20 protein-coding genes and 1 tRNA gene are annotated in these 17,468 nt (G+C 64.2%); 11 read left to right on the plus strand and 10 right to left on the minus strand.

Translation table 11 applies throughout. The annotated features are described in order from the left end of the window. Positions 1 to 47: 47 nt before the first annotated feature. From NCS03_RS30340 to NCS03_RS30355, 4 genes are all read right to left on the minus strand, one after another. Positions 48 to 317, minus strand: a complete 270-nt coding sequence (locus NCS03_RS30340; protein ID WP_250522700.1) for a hypothetical protein — start codon at positions 315 to 317, stop codon at positions 48 to 50. Continuing rightward, positions 314 to 541 carry a hypothetical protein gene (locus NCS03_RS30345; protein WP_008345673.1) on the minus strand — a complete coding sequence of 76 codons (228 nt, stop codon included), beginning with the start codon at positions 539 to 541 and terminating at the stop codon, positions 314 to 316. Before NCS03_RS30345 ends, NCS03_RS30340 begins: the two co-directional genes overlap by 4 nt. 113 nt (positions 542 to 654) lie before the next feature. Then, positions 655 to 1,296: a DUF1109 domain-containing protein gene (locus tag NCS03_RS30350; protein ID WP_008345671.1), complete on the minus strand. Its 642-nt coding sequence runs from the start codon at positions 1,294 to 1,296 to the stop codon at positions 655 to 657. After that, positions 1,293 to 1,838: a sigma-70 family RNA polymerase sigma factor gene (locus NCS03_RS30355; protein ID WP_033535687.1), complete on the minus strand. Its 546-nt coding sequence runs from the start codon at positions 1,836 to 1,838 to the stop codon at positions 1,293 to 1,295. Before NCS03_RS30355 ends, NCS03_RS30350 begins: the two co-directional genes overlap by 4 nt. Before the next feature lie 365 nt (positions 1,839 to 2,203). Here NCS03_RS30355 and NCS03_RS30360 point away from each other — a divergent pair, with 365 nt between their 5' ends. Genes NCS03_RS30360 through NCS03_RS30370 form a run of 3 tightly spaced genes read left to right on the plus strand, consistent with a single transcriptional unit; the run spans position 2,204 to position 3,920 of the window. After that, positions 2,204 to 2,833 (plus strand): cytochrome b/b6 domain-containing protein, encoded by a 630-nt coding sequence (locus tag NCS03_RS30360; RefSeq protein WP_250530447.1) that lies wholly within the window; start codon positions 2,204 to 2,206, stop codon positions 2,831 to 2,833. Between the two features lie 14 nt (positions 2,834 to 2,847). Beyond that, positions 2,848 to 3,624, plus strand: coding sequence for a molybdopterin-dependent oxidoreductase (locus NCS03_RS30365; protein ID WP_008345666.1), 777 nt, complete (start codon positions 2,848 to 2,850; stop codon positions 3,622 to 3,624). Between the two features lie 47 nt (positions 3,625 to 3,671). Further along, positions 3,672 to 3,920: a pentapeptide MXKDX repeat protein gene (locus NCS03_RS30370; RefSeq protein ID WP_250442215.1), complete on the plus strand. Its 249-nt coding sequence runs from the start codon at positions 3,672 to 3,674 to the stop codon at positions 3,918 to 3,920. 41 nt (positions 3,921 to 3,961) lie between these two features. On the opposite strand, the gene NCS03_RS30375 is transcribed toward NCS03_RS30370, so the two are convergent. Further along, entirely contained in the window at positions 3,962 to 4,816 is an 855-nt protein-coding gene (locus NCS03_RS30375) for an alpha/beta fold hydrolase (protein WP_034471088.1), read from the minus strand. A 143-nt stretch (positions 4,817 to 4,959) separates the two neighbouring features. On the opposite strand from NCS03_RS30375, the gene NCS03_RS30380 reads away from it, so the two are divergent. Continuing rightward, positions 4,960 to 5,589 carry a CGNR zinc finger domain-containing protein gene (locus tag NCS03_RS30380; RefSeq protein ID WP_175982153.1) on the plus strand — a complete coding sequence of 210 codons (630 nt, stop codon included), beginning with the start codon at positions 4,960 to 4,962 and terminating at the stop codon, positions 5,587 to 5,589. A 122-nt stretch (positions 5,590 to 5,711) separates the two neighbouring features. On the opposite strand, the gene NCS03_RS30385 is transcribed toward NCS03_RS30380, so the two are convergent. After that, entirely contained in the window at positions 5,712 to 6,095 is a 384-nt protein-coding gene (locus NCS03_RS30385) for a hypothetical protein (protein ID WP_033535688.1), read from the minus strand. Positions 6,096 to 6,340: 245 nt separating this feature from the next. On the opposite strand from NCS03_RS30385, the gene NCS03_RS30390 reads away from it, so the two are divergent. The 5 genes from NCS03_RS30390 to NCS03_RS30410 all read left to right on the plus strand — a co-directional run bounded on the left by NCS03_RS30390 (position 6,341) and on the right by NCS03_RS30410 (position 9,122). Then, positions 6,341 to 6,781, plus strand: coding sequence for an Hsp20/alpha crystallin family protein (locus NCS03_RS30390; protein ID WP_250504481.1), 441 nt, complete (start codon positions 6,341 to 6,343; stop codon positions 6,779 to 6,781). 28 nt (positions 6,782 to 6,809) lie between these two features. Further along, positions 6,810 to 7,217, plus strand: coding sequence for an Hsp20/alpha crystallin family protein (locus tag NCS03_RS30395; RefSeq protein WP_008345656.1), 408 nt, complete (start codon positions 6,810 to 6,812; stop codon positions 7,215 to 7,217). Positions 7,218 to 7,406: 189 nt separating this feature from the next. Then, positions 7,407 to 7,479, plus strand: a tRNA-Lys gene (locus tag NCS03_RS30400). Positions 7,480 to 7,560: 81 nt separating this feature from the next. Beyond that, complete coding sequence (locus NCS03_RS30405; RefSeq protein ID WP_008345654.1) at positions 7,561 to 7,800, plus strand: DUF3072 domain-containing protein; 240 nt, start codon at positions 7,561 to 7,563, stop codon at positions 7,798 to 7,800. Positions 7,801 to 7,904: 104 nt separating this feature from the next. Next, complete coding sequence (locus NCS03_RS30410) at positions 7,905 to 9,122, plus strand: GGDEF domain-containing protein (protein ID WP_250530448.1); 1,218 nt, start codon at positions 7,905 to 7,907, stop codon at positions 9,120 to 9,122. 46 nt (positions 9,123 to 9,168) lie between these two features. On the opposite strand, the gene NCS03_RS30415 is transcribed toward NCS03_RS30410, so the two are convergent. Further along, the gene (locus tag NCS03_RS30415; RefSeq protein WP_250530449.1) at positions 9,169 to 10,668 is read right to left on the minus strand and encodes an argininosuccinate lyase; all 1,500 of its coding nucleotides are present in this window, start codon (positions 10,666 to 10,668) and stop codon (positions 9,169 to 9,171) included. A 267-nt stretch (positions 10,669 to 10,935) separates the two neighbouring features. Here NCS03_RS30415 and NCS03_RS30420 point away from each other — a divergent pair, with 267 nt between their 5' ends. Beyond that, positions 10,936 to 12,312: a DEAD/DEAH box helicase gene (locus NCS03_RS30420; RefSeq protein WP_175982151.1), complete on the plus strand. Its 1,377-nt coding sequence runs from the start codon at positions 10,936 to 10,938 to the stop codon at positions 12,310 to 12,312. Between the two features lie 278 nt (positions 12,313 to 12,590). Beyond that, positions 12,591 to 14,687, plus strand: a complete 2,097-nt coding sequence (locus NCS03_RS30425) for a hypothetical protein (protein ID WP_502801558.1) — start codon at positions 12,591 to 12,593, stop codon at positions 14,685 to 14,687. A 180-nt stretch (positions 14,688 to 14,867) separates the two neighbouring features. On the opposite strand, the gene NCS03_RS30430 is transcribed toward NCS03_RS30425, so the two are convergent. From NCS03_RS30430 to NCS03_RS30440, 3 genes are read right to left on the minus strand one after another with little or no spacing between them, the layout of a single operon-like run. Then, positions 14,868 to 15,662, minus strand: coding sequence for an ABC transporter substrate-binding protein (locus NCS03_RS30430; protein WP_250530451.1), 795 nt, complete (start codon positions 15,660 to 15,662; stop codon positions 14,868 to 14,870). Positions 15,663 to 15,708: 46 nt separating this feature from the next. Beyond that, positions 15,709 to 17,169, minus strand: a complete 1,461-nt coding sequence (locus NCS03_RS30435) for an NAD(P)/FAD-dependent oxidoreductase (protein WP_250530452.1) — start codon at positions 17,167 to 17,169, stop codon at positions 15,709 to 15,711. Next, complete coding sequence (locus NCS03_RS30440; RefSeq protein WP_008345641.1) at positions 17,166 to 17,468, minus strand: (2Fe-2S)-binding protein; 303 nt, start codon at positions 17,466 to 17,468, stop codon at positions 17,166 to 17,168. Before NCS03_RS30440 ends, NCS03_RS30435 begins: the two co-directional genes overlap by 4 nt.

The raw sequence follows: 17,468 nt of genomic DNA on the forward strand, positions 1-17,468 counted from the left end.
ACTCGTCCCGCCTGATCGATCGATTCGGGCGGGACGGCGGAGCCCGGCTAGTCGCCTTGCTCGTCGAGGTTCTTGCTCGATGAATTCGATCCTTCCGTGTCCGGTTTCGACGACTGGTCTTTTCCGGACTCGGTTCTCGATACGTCCAGTTCATCGAGCTTTTTGTCGATTTTTTCCTTGTCGCCGCGGTCCAGCGCTTCGCGAGCCGCGCGGTCTTTTTCGCGCTCGTCCTCTGCATTGGCTGCGTTGTTTTCCGGCTGGTTCATGCTTTCGTCTCGGTGGTCGATATCAGGGATGGGATCGTGCGGACGCGTCATCGCGTATTGAGCCGCACGAAAGCGTCGATCCAGTCGCGGGCCCAGATCCTTGCGTACGCGATCGCGTCTTCGCGCGTGTCGAATCCGGCAAGATCGCCGCTCATGAAGATCTGGCCCTCGCTTCCGTTTTCCGCGGGCATGGTGATTCGCGCGTGGGCCATGAACTCGCCGTCTGCCCGGCGCGGGGTGGGATCGATGTCGAAAGTAAGGGAAGTGGGGCCCATGGCGTTGCTCCGGCTGACATCTGATCGGACGCGGCGACGTCGCGCTTCCTTACATCAGCATTGATCGGGCCTGGCAGGATCGGCTTCGGTACGCTCGCGCCTCACGACGCCGATCACCAGCGCAGCAGCCTGGGCCCGAGCCAAGCGCCGATGCCCGCGGGCAGCATCATGCCGATTGCGTACCACACGCTCCAGAACGCCGGGCTCATCTCCGGGCAATGCAGGCAATAGGCGACGGTGGCGATCGCGCTCGCGAGCAGACCGGCGACCGCGCCCACGAGGCGAAGGCGTGTGGGCGCGAGACTCTTCATCGCCCAGAACACGGCGGGAAAAGTCGGGACCGACAGCAGCAGAATGTTGAACGGACACGTACGCCACGACTGGCCGAGCACGATGGGCAGACGTTCGGCCGGCGCGGCGCCCTCGAGCACCAGCCAGCCCGCGAGCCACACCGCGACGAACGGCACGCCGACGAGCGCCCACGCATAACCCGCACGAACGCCCGGACGCCCGAGCCGCGTCACGGCGATGAACGCGCCGATCGCCACCACGAACGGATACGCCATCTTGGCCCAGAACACCGGCGTGCGCGCGATGCTCGCGAGATCCGGCCGCACGCCGTAGACGATGGCCATCAGGATCACCGAGCCGAGCGCGCCCAGCAGCAGCGCCCTGGCGAAGCGCCGCGCCACCGCGCCGCGATCGATGCGCGTCACCTGATTCGAGAGCAGCCCGATGAGGTCGTCGGTTTTCATCGCAACCCCCGAAGCCGTGCGGCGAGCGCCTTGAGCCCACGATGCACGCCGACCTTGACCGCCGATTCCGACAGCCCCGTGATGCGCGCGGTTTCCATCACCGACAAGCCTTCGAGTTTCATATGCACGATCGGCAGGCGCTGCTTGTCCGGTAAGTCCTCCAGCAATTTGCCTATGTCGCGCCGCGCTTGCGCGGGTTCGTCGTCGGAGACGGCGAGCAAGTCGGCATAGTCGTCGATGGGATCGTTCAGGGATTCGCGGCGTGCGCGCGAGCGGAAATAGTCCATCAGCTTGTAGCGCGCGATTGCGTGCAGCCACGCGGTCAGCGGTTCGTCGGTGCGATAGGTGTGACGCGCATTATGCACGGCGAGCAGAATGTCCTGGACGAGATCTTCGACATCGTCGCGATGCTGCGGAATGCGTCTGCGCAGATAGCCGCGCAAGTGCCGCGTAAGCGCCTGCAGAAAATCGCGGTATGCGTTCGGGTCGCCATCGAGTCCGGCGATGAAAAGCACTCTCAGGCGGTTTTCCGCTTCTTGCAAGATGGTTCCCGTATTGGCGAGACGGCCGGACGGCGATTCATACACGGCGCCTGACGTGCGCGTACGGGGCGCGGACGCGTCGTGTGTGAGATCGGGCGCTTCAGAATAGACGAAGCCGTGGTGCGCCGCAATAGCGCTCACGAGGGTCGAAAACGCGCCGTCGCGGTCCATCTTTTTCATTGCGCAAGCGTGTTGAAAGCCGTGCGTATCCGCATGACGAACTCCTTGCATGTCTTGTGAGCTAGTTCGTCTTTGCGTGCCGATTGGTTACACGACGGGAAACAGAAAAAGAAAAACCCGTCTGTAACCGAACGCGGACTCGCGACGAATTCACCCGTATCCGACGCTTCATCACGGGGACCGACATGCAAACGACACTCACGCAGACGCGCGAAACCGCGCAACGCATTCCGCCCATTCATCCGCTCTGGCTGCGCATCACGCATTGGCTCAACGCGTTCGCCGCGCTGATCATGATGCTTTCGGGCTGGCGCATCTACGACGCTTCGCCGGTGTTTCCAGGCATCGTCATTCCGACGTCGATCACGCTCGGCGGATGGCTCGGCGGTGCATTGCAATGGCATTTCGCCGCGATGTGGCTGCTGGTCTTCAACGGCATCGTGTATCTCGCGCTCAATCTCGCGAGCGGCCGCTTTCTTGCAAAGTTCTTTCCGCTCTCGCCGCGCGCCGTCCTGCACGATCTGACCGCGGCGCTCACCGGCAAGCTTTCGCACGCGGACCTTCGTCAATACAACGCGGTGCAGAAGCTCGCTTATCTCTTCGTCGTGATCGATCTGATCGTGCTCGTCCTGTCCGGTCTCGCGATCTGGAAGTCGGTGCAGTTTCCGTTGCTGCGCGAAATGATGGGCGGCTATGACCGCGCGCGCGTCGTGCATTTCTGCGCGATGGCGTTGATGGCTGCGTTCGTGGTCGTGCATGTCGCGATGGTCGCGCTCGTGCCGCGTTCGCTGCTCACCATGCTGCGCGGCCGCTGATCCGGAGACTCGCGATGAACACGAACGACAGAAAGATCATGAAGCTCGACCGCGCCTCGATACTCGCGGACGCGCGCCGCGAACTCGACATGCCTTCGCGGCGTCTCTTCGGCAAGCGCATGCTGACGCTCGGCGGCCTGTCGCTGTTGACCGGCTGCTCCATCACCGATGAAGACTCGGTCAACACGTTCCTGACCGCCGTCTCGCGCCTGAACGATCGCGCGCAGGCGCTGCTCTTCGACCCGAAGCGTTTCGCGCCCACTTATACCGAAGCGCAGCTCACGCGACCGTTTCCGTTCAACGCGTATTACGGCATCGACGACGTGCCGCATGTCGATGGCGGCGACTATCGGCTGAAGGTGAGCGGCCTCGTCACGGGCAAGCGTGTGTGGACCTTGCCCGAGCTGTATGCGCTGCCTCACGCGGAGCAGATCACGCGGCACATCTGCGTCGAAGGCTGGAGCGCGATAGGGCGATGGGGCGGCACGCCGTTCTCCGAGTTTCTGCGTCGCGTGGGCGCGGACACGACCGCGAAATACGTCGGCTTTCGCTGCGCGGACGACTACTACGAAAGCATCGACATGCCGACCGCGCTGCATCCGCAGACCTTGCTCACGTTCGAATACGACGGCGAGCGTCTGCCCGCGAAATACGGTTATCCGATGAAGCTGCGCATGCCGACCAAGCTCGGCTACAAGAACCCGAAGCACATCGTCGAGATGTTCGTCACCAATACGTATCCGGGCGGCTACTGGGTCGACCAGGGCTACAACTGGTTCGGCGGTTCCTGATCGCCGCACCGCATTTTTTGCTTTTCAACCCACGAAGGAGATGCACCATGAAGCGACTGATGACCGTAGTGTTTGCAACCATGATGGCGCTCGGCGCTTCGTCCGCGTTCGCGCAGGCGAGCGGCGCGATGTCCAACGACGCCATGTCTCACGATGCCATGAGCAAAAACAGCATGTCTCACGACTCGATGAGCAAGGACGCGATGTCGCACGACTCGATGAAGAAGAGCGACAAGATGAAGAAGAACAACGCGATGGGCATGGACCATCCGGCTTCGGGCGCGATGTCGCAGTAAAAGCGAAGGCCGGGTGCGCGCCCGGCCTTGCTTACCCGTGATTAGTCGGCGAGGAATTCCTTGATCGCCGCCGCGATCTGCGCCGCGTGCGTTTCGAGCGCGAAGTGGCCCGTATCGAAGAAGCGCACGTCCGCGTTCGGGATGTCGCGCTTGAACGCTTCCGCGCCCGGCGGCAGGAAGAACGGATCGTTCTTGCCCCACACGGCGAGAAACTTCGGCCGATGCTCGCGGAAATACGCCTGAAACGCCGGATAAAGCGCGACGTTGTTGCGATAGTCGGCGAACAGATCGAGCTGCACTTCGTGCGCGCCGGGACGGTTCAGGTAGTAGTCGTCGAGCGAGTAACCATCGGGCGAAACCGCCGACGCATCGGGCACGCCGTGCGTGTATTGCCACTTCGTCGTGTCCTTCGTGAGCATCGCGCGCAACGCATCGCGATTCGTCTGCGTCGGCGTCTGCCAATACGCGCGGATCGGACTCCAGCCGTCGCTCAGTCCTTCCTCATAGGCATTGCCGTTCTGCGAAACGATCGCCGCGATGCGTTCCGGATGCTTCAGCGCGAGGCGGAAACCGGTCGGCGCACCGTAATCGAAGACGTAGACCGCATAGCGATCGAAGCCGACCCGTTCCGTGAAGCGGTCGATCACGCCGGCGATGTTATCGAACGTGTATGCGAAGCTGTCGCGGCTCGGCATGTCGGAGAGGCCGAAACCGGGAAGATCGGGCGCGACGATATGAAAGCGGTCGGCCAGGAGCGGAATCAGGTCGCGAAACATGTGGCTGGAACTGGGAAAGCCATGCAGCAAGAGCAGCTTCGGCGCGTCTGCCGGACCGGCTTCGCGATAGAACACGTTGAAACCGTCGACGTCGATATGGCGATGAGCAATGGTGGACATGTTGTTTCTCCGCGAGTGAGGGCGTTCGTTCGTGTAACCGTTAAACGTCTGCGATGAAGGTTACTTATCGACTAGGTAACTTGTCAAGTGCGTTTTTAGCGGTTACGATGAAGTCATCGTAGAAACACCGCTGTACCGAAGAAATGGAATACCGCTCACTTCCCGCATTCTTCGTGGCTGACGCGCCCGGCCTCGACTTTCTCAACTCGGTTGCCACGCCGGTCGATGAACCCGTCGACTGGCTCGCCGACGGCGAAGGCTTTTTGTCATGGCTCGAACAGGCGAGCCTCGTGCCCGCCGACGTGCTTGCGCACATGCGTTCGCAAATCGCACCCGCCGAACTGGACGAGGTCGCGGCGAAGGCGCGCGGCTTGCGCGAATGGTTCAGATCGTTCGTGCAGAAGAACAAGGGGCGGCCGCTCGCGGCTAAAGACCTGCGCGAACTGGAAGCGCTGAACACCGTGCTGATGCGCGATGAACAACACGGCGCGATCGTCGCGGATGCGAGCGCTTCGAGCGGGCTTGCATTCGCGATGCAGCGCCGCTATCCGACGGCCGAGTCGCTGCTGATGCCGATTGTCGAGGCGCTCGCGAAACTCGTCTGCGAAGAGGATTTCACCTACGTCAAAGCGTGCGAAGGTCCGACATGCACGCTGCTATTCGCCGATCACACGCGCGGTCACGCTCGCCGCTGGTGCAGCATGGCCAGTTGCGGGAACCGCGCGAAAGTCGCCGCGCATCGCGCGCGGCTCAGGGAAGGAAAGGGCGGTTGAGTTCTAATGGCGTGACGCGAGATCGAAGGTCCGGCCCCTGCTCGAGGTTACCGGACGCCGGGACAAGGTCGCGCACTCATTGTTCGCCGCAGGTCTGGAGCTCTGGTGTCGCGTGCGACGGTTCACTGGATCGGCGGCACCACGCCGAGCTTTTCGGCCAGCATTCTCTCGTAGACTCCGAAGTGCAGATCGACCTCTTCCTGCGTGACCACCGTCACGGAAATATTGATCTTCGTGGGCTGCAGGCCGAGGACCGTCGCGATCGCCACCTCCAGTTGCGGCGCACATAACCGGTCGTCGGCGAACGTGGTGCCGACGGCAATCTCGTAAGCAGATTCCTGCTGGAAGACGACTTCAACGAGCCGCGCACGCGCGCTCATGTTGCTGTCGATCGCCAGCCGGATGACCTCGACCGCCGTACGCATCGTCTCGGTCGGAAAACCCCTTGTCGAGCGCAGCCGGATTCGGTGCCGGCCCAGGGTCAGCCAATCGTATTCGAATTCCATGATGTCCTCGCATGGTCCGTCGGAAGCGTCGTGAAGATAGGGTGCGAGCATTCCAATTCAAGAGCGGAAAGTCGCAAAAATCCCCTTGAAATTTCCGCTCGGGATCCTATCTTGAATTCCGCTCAGGCAGTCGCGCCAGCAGTCCGGCGCGCTGCGTGTTTCGATTTGTTTGCCCGCAGCATGGCAGACGAACTGGAGCGCGTAGGCCGGTTCGTCTTCCTGCTGGTTTCGAGGAGGAAATGACCATGAGCGATCTCTACTTCGGGACCGACCTTTTCAGCGAGTTCGACCGTCTGCAACAGCAGATGGCGAGCCTCTTCGGCGGTTTCCCCTCCAGCATCCGTTCCGGGCGCTCGGGCGCCTTCCCGCAGGTCAACATCGGTTCGACCGACGACTCGATCGAGATCGTCGCGTTCGCGCCGGGTGTCGATCCGGCCAGCCTCGATGTATCGATCGACAAGGGGCTGCTGACCATCAGCGGCGAGCGCGGGAGCGCACAGCCGGAATCCGGCGACGACACGCGTACCTATGCGCAGGAGCGGTTCGTCGGCGCTTTCCGGCGCGTCATCGAACTGCCGCAGCACGCGGACCCGGACAAGGTCACGGCGCAGTACACCAATGGCTGCCTGACCGTGAGCATCGGCAAGCGGGAGACGTCGAAGCCGCGCGCCATCACGGTTCAATGAAACGCGTCGCAGAACGTAGGAGGACATCATGAACGACACGACCAAACTTGCCAGGAAAGACGACACGACGGTGGCTCGGCGCGACGACGAGCAGTCGCCACGCCGGATCACGCTGGCGCCGCCCGTCGACGTCTTCGAGGATAGCCAGGGCGTCACTCTGTGGGCGGATCTGCCCGGCGTGACGAAGGACCGGCTCGATGTGAAGGTCCACGACGGCAACCTGTACATCGAGGCCGAGGCGGTGGTGCCCACGCCGGCAGGACTGCGCCTGCAGCATGCGGAGATCCGCCAGCCTCATTTCGCGCGGGCGTTCTCGCTGGGGGCTGACTTCGACGCATCGAAAATCGATGCGAACCTGAAGAACGGCGTGCTGAAGCTGACGATACCGCGCCGCGACGAAGCCCGGCCGCGCCGAATCGAAGTGCGTACGAACTGAGGCCGGCGGGCGGGCAGCAACGACAGGAGAACGTGGGTGGCGGCCGTCTGCCGCCACCCTCCGACTGCGCAGACCCGGATGCGCACCGTCATCAAGGAGCGCTCGCGCGGACATACACGCGATTGCCGGCCATCGGCCAGGGCAGGCACCCAAGAAGCGCCTCTGTGGCGGGCGGAGATCGGGCGAGCCGGGCCGTTAGCTCAGTTGGTAGAGCAGCGGACTTTTAATCCGTTGGTCACTGGTTCGAATCCAGTACGGCCCATATCGGCATCACACGTCGCGGCTTTCGCCCAGGCAGGGCACATTCTTTGCGCAGCAAGGGGCATTGCAAGGAGATCCCAGCATGACCCAGAAATCCGCCGATCCGCAAGACAACCCCAAATCGCACCCGACGTCGAACGCGGAAAAAGACCCCGCCGACTGGACCACAGGCGATGAGCCGATGACCGGCGCGCAGGCGTCTTACCTCAAAACGCTCTGCGAAGAAGCCAAGGAACCTTTCGACGAAACCCTGACGAAAGCCGACGCGTCCCGCCGCATCGACGAACTTCAGCAAAAGACGGGGCGCGGTAAATCAGGCTGACGGCACGCGTCCGAATCCGGCACGCGTGCCTAAATTTTCCGATTCTGCCGCCGTAAACGAGTCATGTCAGATCGTCTTCGGCCGGAAGAAGGCTTAACGAGCGCATGCGTGTCGACCTCATCACCCTTTACCTGTTAGCGATAGGAACGCTCCTCGCCAGCAGCGCGCTGACGCTCTGGGAGCGCCGGTCGTATCCGCGGCGCAGGCGCGAACTCGGCGTGCTCGCGGCCGGTTATGCGACGCTCGCGCTCGGCTGCGCCGCCGCGTCGATGCGGCACGGCGTGCCCGGCCTCCCCGGCGTCGTGGGGGCCGCGGTGTCGAATCTCATCATCGTCGGCGGGTATCTGCTCAATCTGCAAGGCGTCGCGCTCCTGAACGGACGCCGCTACGGCCGGTTCGCCGTCGGCATCCTGTCGATGCTCGCGCTCGCCTGGGCCATCGCGGGCAAGCGCGGCGAAGCGGTCATGTGGGCGTACATCAGCGCCATTCCCATTGCCGTGGTGTGCGGTCTGACTGCGCGCGAACTCCTCGGCACGCGGGATTCGAAATGGAAGCAGTCGCGCAACATCGCCGTGGCCGTCACGGGCGGCCACGCGCTCTTCTACGCATTCAGGGCCGCGATTCTGCCGTGGCTGGCGGCGTCGTTCGGACCGCAGTTGCTGGCGATCGCCGGTCAGGCGACGATGTATGAAGGCGTGCTCTATTCCGTCGTTCTGCCGATGACGCTCCTGCGCCTCGCGCGCGACGAAGCCCACGCCGATCTGCGACGCGAATCGCAGACCGATTACCTCACGGGTCTCGGCAACCGCCGATGGTTCTTCGAAGAAGGCGCACGCGTCATCCGCGAAAGCGACGCCTTTCCGCCGGCGTCGTGTCTCGCGCTCGACCTCGACCGCTTCAAGGCGATCAATGACCGCTTCGGCCACGAAGCCGGCGATGACGTACTGAAGGCGTTCGCGAAGATTCTGCGCAGCGTGCTCGGACGCGATGTGATCCTGGCGCGCATCGGCGGCGAAGAGTTTGCCGCGCTGTTGCCGGGGCACGAAAGCGCCCGCGCGAAAGACCTGGCCGAAGCCGTCGTTCGCCGCTTCGCGCAGACCGTCACGCGCACGGCGGGCGGCGTGGAGATCGAGGCGACGGTGAGTATCGGCATGGCGCGCATCGGCACCGATGAAGACACGCTGGAAAAAGTGCTCGCTGCCGCGGATCGCGCGCTCTACAGCGCAAAATCGCGCGGCGGCAACCGGCTTGAAATCGCGCGAGCCGCGACGGCCCGCGCGAATCTCGACGATGCGCCGGACCGCCGTCTGACGGCACTCTGAGCGTTCATTCGCCTGGGTCGAGCAGCCCGTTGCGACACCCGGACGATCACCGGCTGCTCAAGAGCTTGTCGAAGTCACGATCGAGTCCGGCCAACGATGAATCGATCGTCTTGCGCTTCTCGGCCACCCATGCGTCCTGCTGCGCGATCTTCGCTCTTGCCGCAGTCAGCATGCGTGCCATCTCGGCCGGTTGAGGCCCGCCGACGGTACGCCGGTTATCGACGATAGCCGCCGGATTCAGCGTCGAACGAAATTCCTCTTCGCTCATCGGCAGCACGCCGTTGCCGTAGCCTTTGGTCGTTTCGGCGTAGATGCGCTGCGCCTGATCGTAGGGGAAATCGCTGGGCTTGATATCGTTCGCTCGCGCGTATTCCACGACCTCCGACGCGAAGTGGTGGCCCAATCGGAAAGGCAGCTTGTATTTGCGCATCAGCACGTCGGCGACTTCCTGCGATGCGGTCCAGTCGCTGTTCAGTTCCTCCAGCGCCCGGCCCTGATCGATCACCAAAGCCTTGAGAATGTCGTCCCATTTGCGCAGGACGGTGATAGCGCTGTTCACCATTTCCTTGTTGTCCCTGACTTCCTTCGCGTCCGGCATGCCGGGCGGCAGATTGTGTGCGCGAATGACCGGTCCCATCGCGAGCGTGATGGCAGTCGATGCATCCGCGCGTGTCGAATTCAGCAGGCCCGGATTGCGCTTCTGAGGCATCGCGCTGGAAACGTAGGTGTTGTTGCCGCCTTCCTGAAGCAGAATCCACGGACGCGGCTGCGCATATTGCGTCATGACGTCCTCGATGAAACTGCCCGCATGAAGCGCGATGCTCGTCACGATCGAGCCGACTTCTACCGGATGATCGACCGCGGCGATTTGATGCGCGTCGTAGGCGTTGTCGACGATGTCGGCGAAGCCCAGATATTGCGCCATGCGAACGCGGTCCAGCGGCCAGCTCGTGCCGTTCAGCACCGTGGTTCCCATCGGGCACAGATCGATGCGTGCGTACGCTTCGCGGATGCGCTGCGCGTCGCGATCGAGGGCGGCAGCGTAACCGAGCAGATAATGCCCGTAGCTGTTCGGCTGGGCGGCGACGCCATTGGTGTAATTCGGCACGATGGTGCGCTCGTGCTTTTGCGCCAGCGTCACGAGCGTCGCGGATGTCTTGTTCAACTGTTCGGCGAGGCGCAGCATATCGTCGCGCAAGATGGCGGCGCGATACGTGGCATGCATGTCCTGGCTGGAGCGCCCGGCGTGCAGCAGCGTCACATCCATTCCTGCGGCTTGAATCAGCAGCGGCTCGAATGTGATGACGGTGGAAGGGCGCTTGCCGCCGGGTTGATTGCCGTCGTGAATCACTTTGGCGAGGCCTGCCGCGATGCCGGGCACCAACGCCTTGTCCAGCAACCCTTCCTGACTATTGATGACCGCGGTAGCCTTGTTGATTTCGCCGAGCCAGTAAAACTCGTCGCGGTTCGTCGTCTGCTGGGCGCTCGCGGGCAACGCATGGAGAAGAATCGCGAAAGCGAGCGGAATTACCTTCTTTCTGAGCATGGTCTCGATTGTCCTTGTCGCTGCAGTGACAGCGTTTGTTCGAATAGCCGTTGCGCCGATAGCGAAGAGCGCATTCTAAACGCGGGCCTTTTCATCCATCATCGCAATCGATGAAGCGGGTCATCGCGGTGTCTCCTCGATCTCGCAAGCGCGGCGGATTCATCGATGCGAATCTGGAACCCGAGCTTTCGCGCCGCTTTCGATGGCGCGCGCCGCCGATGCGCGCTTCGTAAAGCTAAAATTGCGGTTTTAGCCCGGAATACGTGCATGTCCTTCGCCTCGCTTGGCCTGATCGGTCCGTTATTACGTAATCTGCAGGACCTCGAATATCGGACACCTACGCCGGTGCAGGCGAAGGCGATTCCTGCCGTGCTCGGCGGCAAGGACGTCATGGCTGCGGCGCAGACCGGCACTGGCAAGACGGCGGGTTTTGCGCTGCCGCTGTTGCAACGGCTGGTGCAGCACGGTCCGCCGGTGTCCAGCAACCGGGCGCGCGTTCTGGTGCTGGTGCCTACGCGTGAGCTGGCAGAACAGGTGCTGCAGAGTTTCATCGAATACGGCAAAGGCCTCGACTTGCGATATCTGGCCGCCTACGGCGGTGTGAGCATCAATCCGCAGATGATGAAGTTGCGCAAGGGCGTCGATGTGCTCGTCGCCACGCCGGGCCGTTTGCTGGATCTCAATCGGCAGAACGCGGTGCAGTTCGATCAAGTGCAGACGCTCGTGCTGGACGAAGCCGACCGCATGCTCGATCTCGGCTTTGCGCGCGAACTCAACGCTGTCTTTGCGGCGTTGCCGACCGAGCGCCAGACGCTGCTGTTCTCCGCCACCTTCACCGACGATATCCGCGCGATGGCGGCGGGCATTCTGCGCGGGCCGGTCAATATCAGCGTCAGTCCGCCCAATGCGACGGCCAGCAAGATCAGGCAGTGGGTCGTGCCGGTGGACAAGAGAAACAAGCCTGATCTCTTCATGCATCTCGTGGCCGAGAACAACTGGGAACACGCGCTGGTGTTCGTCAAAACCCGCAATGGCGTGGATTATCTGGCGGCGATGCTGGATGAAGCGGGATACGCCGTCGACACCATTCACGGCGACAAGCCGCAGCCCGCGCGCTTGCGTGCGCTCGAGCGCTTCAAGACGGGCGAAGTGAGCATGCTGGTCGCCACCGACGTAGCCGCGCGCGGGCTGGATATCGATGACTTGCCGCTGGTGATCAACGTCGATCTGCCGATCGTCGCGCAGGACTATGTGCACCGTATTGGCCGTACCGGACGCGCGGGCGCCAGCGGTGTGGCGGTGTCCTTGGTGTGTGCCGATGAAGCGCCGCAACTGGCCGCGATCGAAGCGCTGATCCGGCAAACGCTGCCGCGTGAAGAAGAGCCGGGTTTCGAGGCCGAACACCGCGTGCCGCAAACCAGCGCGACGGGCCAGATCATCAAGAAACCCAAAAAGCCGAAGAAGCCCAAAGTCGCGCCGGCCGCGACGTCCCGCGTTGCGGACGCGGACAAAGGCATGATCTCGCCTGGCAGCAATCCTTTCGGCGTGCAGAAGCCACGCGGCAAATCCGCCGGCAAGCCAGCGGCGGGGTCGCGCAAGCCCGCTGGTAAATCCGCTGATGGGCGAAGCAAACGGCGACCCTGATCCGGTCTGAACCTCAGCGTGGCGATAAACGACCGCTAGTGGCCGAGAGCAATCGGCGAGACCCTGTCATGGCACGGCGGTCGAGCGTGACGTCACGGATGCGCCGCGCGGCCACGATCCGCTCTTCTTTAGCCTTTCGAATCCGCTGAACAACCGGCCGTTATCGAGTCTGATCGCCGGATCGCGGTGCTGACGCTTGCCTTACGCTGATGACGTCGATGGTCGGCTTCCCGAAAGCCGCATCGGACACATCAAGCGCGGTTCATCGCCGCGCCCGCATCCTTATCGGTAAGGTCATCGTGAAGCCCATTCTTTTCACCGCCGCGGCGAGCGCGGCGTTTTCCCTGTGTCTGTCCGCGTGCGGCGGATCGACTCCGTCGACGTCGGGCGGCGTATACATGGGCCCGGTCGCGAACGCATCGGTGACCGTGCATGAGATCGCGGCCGACGGCACCGTCGCCGACAAGGCTTCCGCCGTCGCCACGACCGGCAGCGACGGCACGTTCAAGCTGACGGGCACGCTGCGCTATCCGCTGCTCGTGCGCGTGAAGGGCGGCAGCTTCGAGGAAGAAGCGAACGGCACGGCGACGACGCTCACCGGCGGACTCGACGCGGTCTATTTGAGCGCGCCTTCGCAGATGGTCGTCTCCGCGTATTCGAACGCGATCGTCGCCGATGCGCGCGCCGCGGGCGGTCTTATCGCGGGCAATATCGCGGCGGCTATGTCGCGCGTGAACGCGTTCGCCGGCGATATCGACGTGCAGCAAACCATGCCGGCACTCGTCGCGGCCGGCACGGCGTCGACGGTCACGGACGGCGCGAAGATGGCGCTCGCCCTCGGCGCGGAGTCCGAAAGCCGCACGGCCGACGGCAGCAGCATCGGGGCCAGCACGCAGGACATCGTCGCGCAGGCGGCCAACGGCGACACGCTGACGTCGTGTCACGCGGGCGCGGGCAACATCGCGGAAGACGGCACGGTGAGCGCGCCGGGCGGCGGCAACTGCTCGATCACGGCGGGCGCGGCGACGTACATGTCGAATCCGCGCAACCGCTCGGGCATCACGTCGGTCGCACAGATCGAGCCGGTGATGCCAGGCGCGGTGCAGACCGCGAAGGGCAGCGCGAGCACGTGCGGCGACCGCGTCGCGCTTCTGACCGATAACCTCGCGCTCTTCGATGGCCGCCGAAACGACGTGCAGGCGAAGCTCACCGGCAAGCTGACGAAGACCAACTGGTCGACGCTCAAGACGCCGAGCAGCTGGGGGCCGCTCGCCGGCCAGTACGGCGCGATCCAGGCGCCCGCCGGGTGCGCGGATAGCGGCACGTTCCAGCGTGAACTGGTGATCGCGGTCGAGAATTACTGGGTCGATCAGAACATCAACTATTGCCACCACCATATTCCGGGCTGGCTGCCGTTCGACGATTCGTCGGAAGCCGATCCGAAATATCGCAACTCGTCCAAGGGCAGCACGTCGGGCGGAAAGACCGATCCGGCGCAGAAGTACGGCATGACGTGCACGGCGCAGCGCAGCGGCGTCGACGGCTCGCAGGTCGTGCAGCGCAAGGGCGAAACGAACGCGGCCGCGCTCGAGCCGGCGCAGATTCAGTGGCACGGCGTCGACTGCTCCGACTTCACCGCGTGGGTCTACAACTTCGCGGGCTTGACCACGGACAATCGCGAAGTCGAAACCGGCATCACGACGCAGGCGTGCATGACGCCCGCGGGCGCCACGACGACACCGAAATGGGCGGGCGTCAAGCAAATGGGCGTGTTGCTCGACATCAACCACGGCAATTTCGATGCGACGTCGAAGCTGCTGTTGCCGGGCGATCTGCTCTATATCACGCAGGCGCCGAAGAAGGTCAACGGCGTGACGGTGCCCGAAACGGCGACGTCGACGATCGCGTTGTCGCACGTCGTCACGTGGACGGGCAAGACGTGGTCGCAGTTGCGCAACGGGCCGGACGGCTGGCGCTACGATCCGGCGCACATCGGCGAGCCGGGTTCGCGTCTGGGCGGCGATCTCGCGTACATCCTCAACGACGACGACGTCGAGGCCGCGCTGAAGCGTCTCGATCCGTACATGATCATCGACAGCCATTACGCGGGTCCGGCGTATCGCCCGTTCTACGGCTGGTATCGCGGCAGCGTGTCGAACGCGCGACGCATCATCGATGCGGACGCGGCGCGCGCGAACCCCGAACTCGCCGATCTGATCATCGAGCAACGTTCGACGCGCGCGGCCACGACGACCACGCTCGGCCAGATCGTGCTGGCGTCCAATCGCGGTCTCAAGAACGGCTACACGCTGCAGTACACGCAAGGCAGCAACGGCGCGATCGCGGACTGCGAACGTGTGGGCATCGCTAAATAAAGCGGCGTAAAAGCCGTCAAGCAACGGCGCGGCAAGACCACGGACAGTCGCCTCTTCGGCGCACTGCTGGACGTTTTTGGCCGCGCCGCTTCGACTAGGCGAGGACGCCGCCGCGGCCGGGTAGCGTGCGTTCGAGGCCGCCCGCACGAGCGACCCTGCGTGCGCGCCAAGCTACGGACATTACTTCCCGTACATGTCGAAATCGAAGTACCGGGCTTCAATCTTGCGATAGGTTCCGTCGCGCAGCATTTCGGCGAGGGCGCCATTCAACGCCTCACGCAGTTCCGGATCCGATTTGCGCACGCCGGCGGCGTCGCCGTCGCCCATGATCTTCGCGTCATAGACCACATCGCCCGCGAATGCGAAACCCTTGCCCGCGGGCGTCGCCAGAAAACCCAGCTTGCCCTGCACGGCATCCATCAGCACCGCATCGACGCGGCCCGCCGTCAGATCGGCATACGCCTGGTCGTAGCTCGGATACGCGACCACTTCGACGCCGGACGATGCCCACTTTTCCCGCGCATAGGTTTCCTGCACCGTGCCTTGTTCGACGGCCACCCGCTTGCCCGCGAGCTTCGACGCGTCGGGCAGCAGATGCGCGCTCTCCTTGGCGATGAGGCGTGTCTGATTGCGGTACAGCCGGTCCGTGAAATCGATCTGATCGCGGCGCTTCGCGTTCGCTGCCATCGATGACAGGATCACGTCGAACTTGCGCGCCTGCAGGCCGGGGATCAGGCCGTCGAAGCTGCTTTGCACCCAGACGCACTTCGCCTTGAGTTTCGCGCACAGTGCATTGCCGAGGTCGACGTCGAAGCCCACGACCTGACCGTCCTTCGCGACCGATTCGAACGGCGGATAGGTCGGGTCGACGCCGACGCGGATCGTGCTCCATTCCTTGGCCGATGCCATCGTGCTGACGGCCATCAGGGCGAGCGCGGCGGCGGTCAACATCGTCTTTGCGCGGGTGGTCTTCATTGGGGGCTCCGTGTGTGGGGTGTCGTTTCGTCTGTCGTGGATGGATTCAACTGGGAAATTCGCCGCGTGCGAAGTCGTCGTCGAGCGCGATGGACTCGGCGATTTCATCGACCGTGACCGGCTTGATCGGCGCGCGGATGCGGTAGTAACCGACATCGCCGACCGCGCGCTCCTGCACCTGCGCGATCAGTTCGCCGACCGTCGTGCCGCACCATCGGCCCTGACACGGGCCCATGCCGCAGCGTGAGAATGCCTTCATCTGGTTGGGTCCCTGGCAGCCCAACGCCGCGATCGCGCGAATCTCGCCCGCGGTGACTTCCTCGCACCGGCACACGATCACGTCGTCGGCGGGACGGCGCAGCGCGGCGGGCGGCGCGTAGAGCGCATCGAGCAGCGGACGCACGGCGAGATGGCGTTTCATCGCAAGCCGCGCAGGACGGCTGCGTGCATCGCGCGCTGGCGCATCGAGCGCGCCGAGTTCGCGCGCGATATCGAGCGCCGCAAGCGTGCCCGCGTGCGCGGCGGCCTTCGCCCCGCCGATGCCCGCGCCATCGCCCGCGATCCACACGTTCTTCACGCTGCTGCGCCCGCGCGCATCGGTGCGAGGCCGCCAGCAGGCCGACGACGCATCCCATTCGTGCTCGCAAGCGAGCGCGCGCGACAGTTGCGTCGACGGAATCACGCCCTGATGCAGCAGCACGAGCGACGTGCCGATCGATCGGGACGCGCCTTGTTCATCGACGAAACGCACGCGTTCGGCCCGTCCTTCGCCTTCGATCGAAAAAGCGCCAGCACGGCGATGCACCGGGATGCCCGCGCGCTTGACCGCGCGCATCATGCGCAGACCCTTGAGCAGATAGTCGGCGCCGGCGAGTGCGGGGAGCGCATGAGGCAGCGCGGCGCGCCAGGCATCGCGCGGTGTCGTGTCGATGATGGCCCGCACACGGCGTCCCGCATTCAGCAATTGCGATGCGAACAGCCACAAGAGCGGTCCGCAGCCGGCGAGCACGGCGTCTTGCGAGGGCGCCAATCCGGACGACTTCAGCAGCGTCTGCGCCGCGCCGACGCCCATCACGCCCGGCAAGGTCCAGCCGCGCACGGGCCACGGACGCTCCTGCGCGCCGGTCGCGACGAGCACCGCGCGCGCCGAAACGTCGAGCGTGCCGCCGGGCTCGCCGTCGTGCGCGCGGCGCGTGAGCATGGCGACGGCGCGGCCGTTTCCGGACTCGATCTGCCATACGACGCAGCGCGCGAGATGGGTCGCGCCGCTGGCCTCGAAAGCGTCGATCAGCGCGCGTCCCGCGAGATAGTCGTCGCCGAGCACGGATGCATCCGCGAGCGGAGACCGCGACGCGTTGCGATAGATCTGTCCGCCGGGCGCTTCGCCTTCGTCCGCGACTAACACCTCGAGGCCCGCGCGGCGCGCGACGATCGCCGCCGACATGCCCGCAGGCCCGGCGCCGATGATCAGCAGATCGCACTTCGACTGTGCCGGATGCCGTGTCATGCGAGTCTCGCCTTGCCGGACATCGGACGCACACGCATGCCTTCGCGCACGCGCGTCATGCACGCCTGCACGTTCGGCACGCCGTCGATTTCGACCAGACAGTCGAAGCACACGCCCATCATGCAGAACGGTCCGCGCGGTGCGCCGCTGACCGGCGTGTTCCGGCACGCCAGCGTGCCGCTTTCCAGCAGCGCCGCCGCGACCGTGTAATGCGTCGGCACCTGCCGATGCGCGCCGTCGATGTCGATGCACACCAGCGGCGTCGACAGCGTGGCGAGGGATTCGAAGTGCGTGGGCAT

It is taken from the genome of Caballeronia sp. ATUFL_F1_KS4A, assembly GCF_023630905.1.
In the GTDB taxonomy this organism is placed as follows: domain Bacteria; phylum Pseudomonadota; class Gammaproteobacteria; order Burkholderiales; family Burkholderiaceae; genus Caballeronia; species Caballeronia zhejiangensis.

Coding starts and splice junctions, on each gene's coding strand:
- NCS03_RS30340 (WP_250522700.1), bottom strand. CDS start 317: ATGACGCGTCCGCACGATCCCATCCCTGATATCGACCACCGAGACGAA.
- NCS03_RS30380 (WP_175982153.1), top strand. CDS start 4,960: ATGGAATACCGCTCACTTCCCGCATTCTTCGTGGCTGACGCGCCCGGC.
- NCS03_RS30365 (WP_008345666.1), top strand. CDS start 2,848: ATGAACACGAACGACAGAAAGATCATGAAGCTCGACCGCGCCTCGATA.
- NCS03_RS30435 (WP_250530452.1), bottom strand. CDS start 17,169: ATGACACGGCATCCGGCACAGTCGAAGTGCGATCTGCTGATCATCGGC.
- NCS03_RS30395 (WP_008345656.1), top strand. CDS start 6,810: ATGAACGACACGACCAAACTTGCCAGGAAAGACGACACGACGGTGGCT.
- NCS03_RS30415 (WP_250530449.1), bottom strand. CDS start 10,668: ATGCTCAGAAAGAAGGTAATTCCGCTCGCTTTCGCGATTCTTCTCCAT.
- NCS03_RS30440 (WP_008345641.1), bottom strand. CDS start 17,468: ATGCCCACGCACTTCGAATCCCTCGCCACGCTGTCGACGCCGCTGGTG.
- NCS03_RS30350 (WP_008345671.1), bottom strand. CDS start 1,296: ATGAAAACCGACGACCTCATCGGGCTGCTCTCGAATCAGGTGACGCGC.
- NCS03_RS30345 (WP_008345673.1), bottom strand. CDS start 541: ATGGGCCCCACTTCCCTTACTTTCGACATCGATCCCACCCCGCGCCGG.
- NCS03_RS30430 (WP_250530451.1), bottom strand. CDS start 15,662: ATGAAGACCACCCGCGCAAAGACGATGTTGACCGCCGCCGCGCTCGCC.
- NCS03_RS30390 (WP_250504481.1), top strand. CDS start 6,341: ATGAGCGATCTCTACTTCGGGACCGACCTTTTCAGCGAGTTCGACCGT.
- NCS03_RS30360 (WP_250530447.1), top strand. CDS start 2,204: ATGCAAACGACACTCACGCAGACGCGCGAAACCGCGCAACGCATTCCG.
- NCS03_RS30405 (WP_008345654.1), top strand. CDS start 7,561: ATGACCCAGAAATCCGCCGATCCGCAAGACAACCCCAAATCGCACCCG.
- NCS03_RS30375 (WP_034471088.1), bottom strand. CDS start 4,816: ATGTCCACCATTGCTCATCGCCATATCGACGTCGACGGTTTCAACGTG.
- NCS03_RS30420 (WP_175982151.1), top strand. CDS start 10,936: ATGTCCTTCGCCTCGCTTGGCCTGATCGGTCCGTTATTACGTAATCTG.
- NCS03_RS30385 (WP_033535688.1), bottom strand. CDS start 6,095: ATGGAATTCGAATACGATTGGCTGACCCTGGGCCGGCACCGAATCCGG.
- NCS03_RS30370 (WP_250442215.1), top strand. CDS start 3,672: ATGAAGCGACTGATGACCGTAGTGTTTGCAACCATGATGGCGCTCGGC.
- NCS03_RS30410 (WP_250530448.1), top strand. CDS start 7,905: ATGCGTGTCGACCTCATCACCCTTTACCTGTTAGCGATAGGAACGCTC.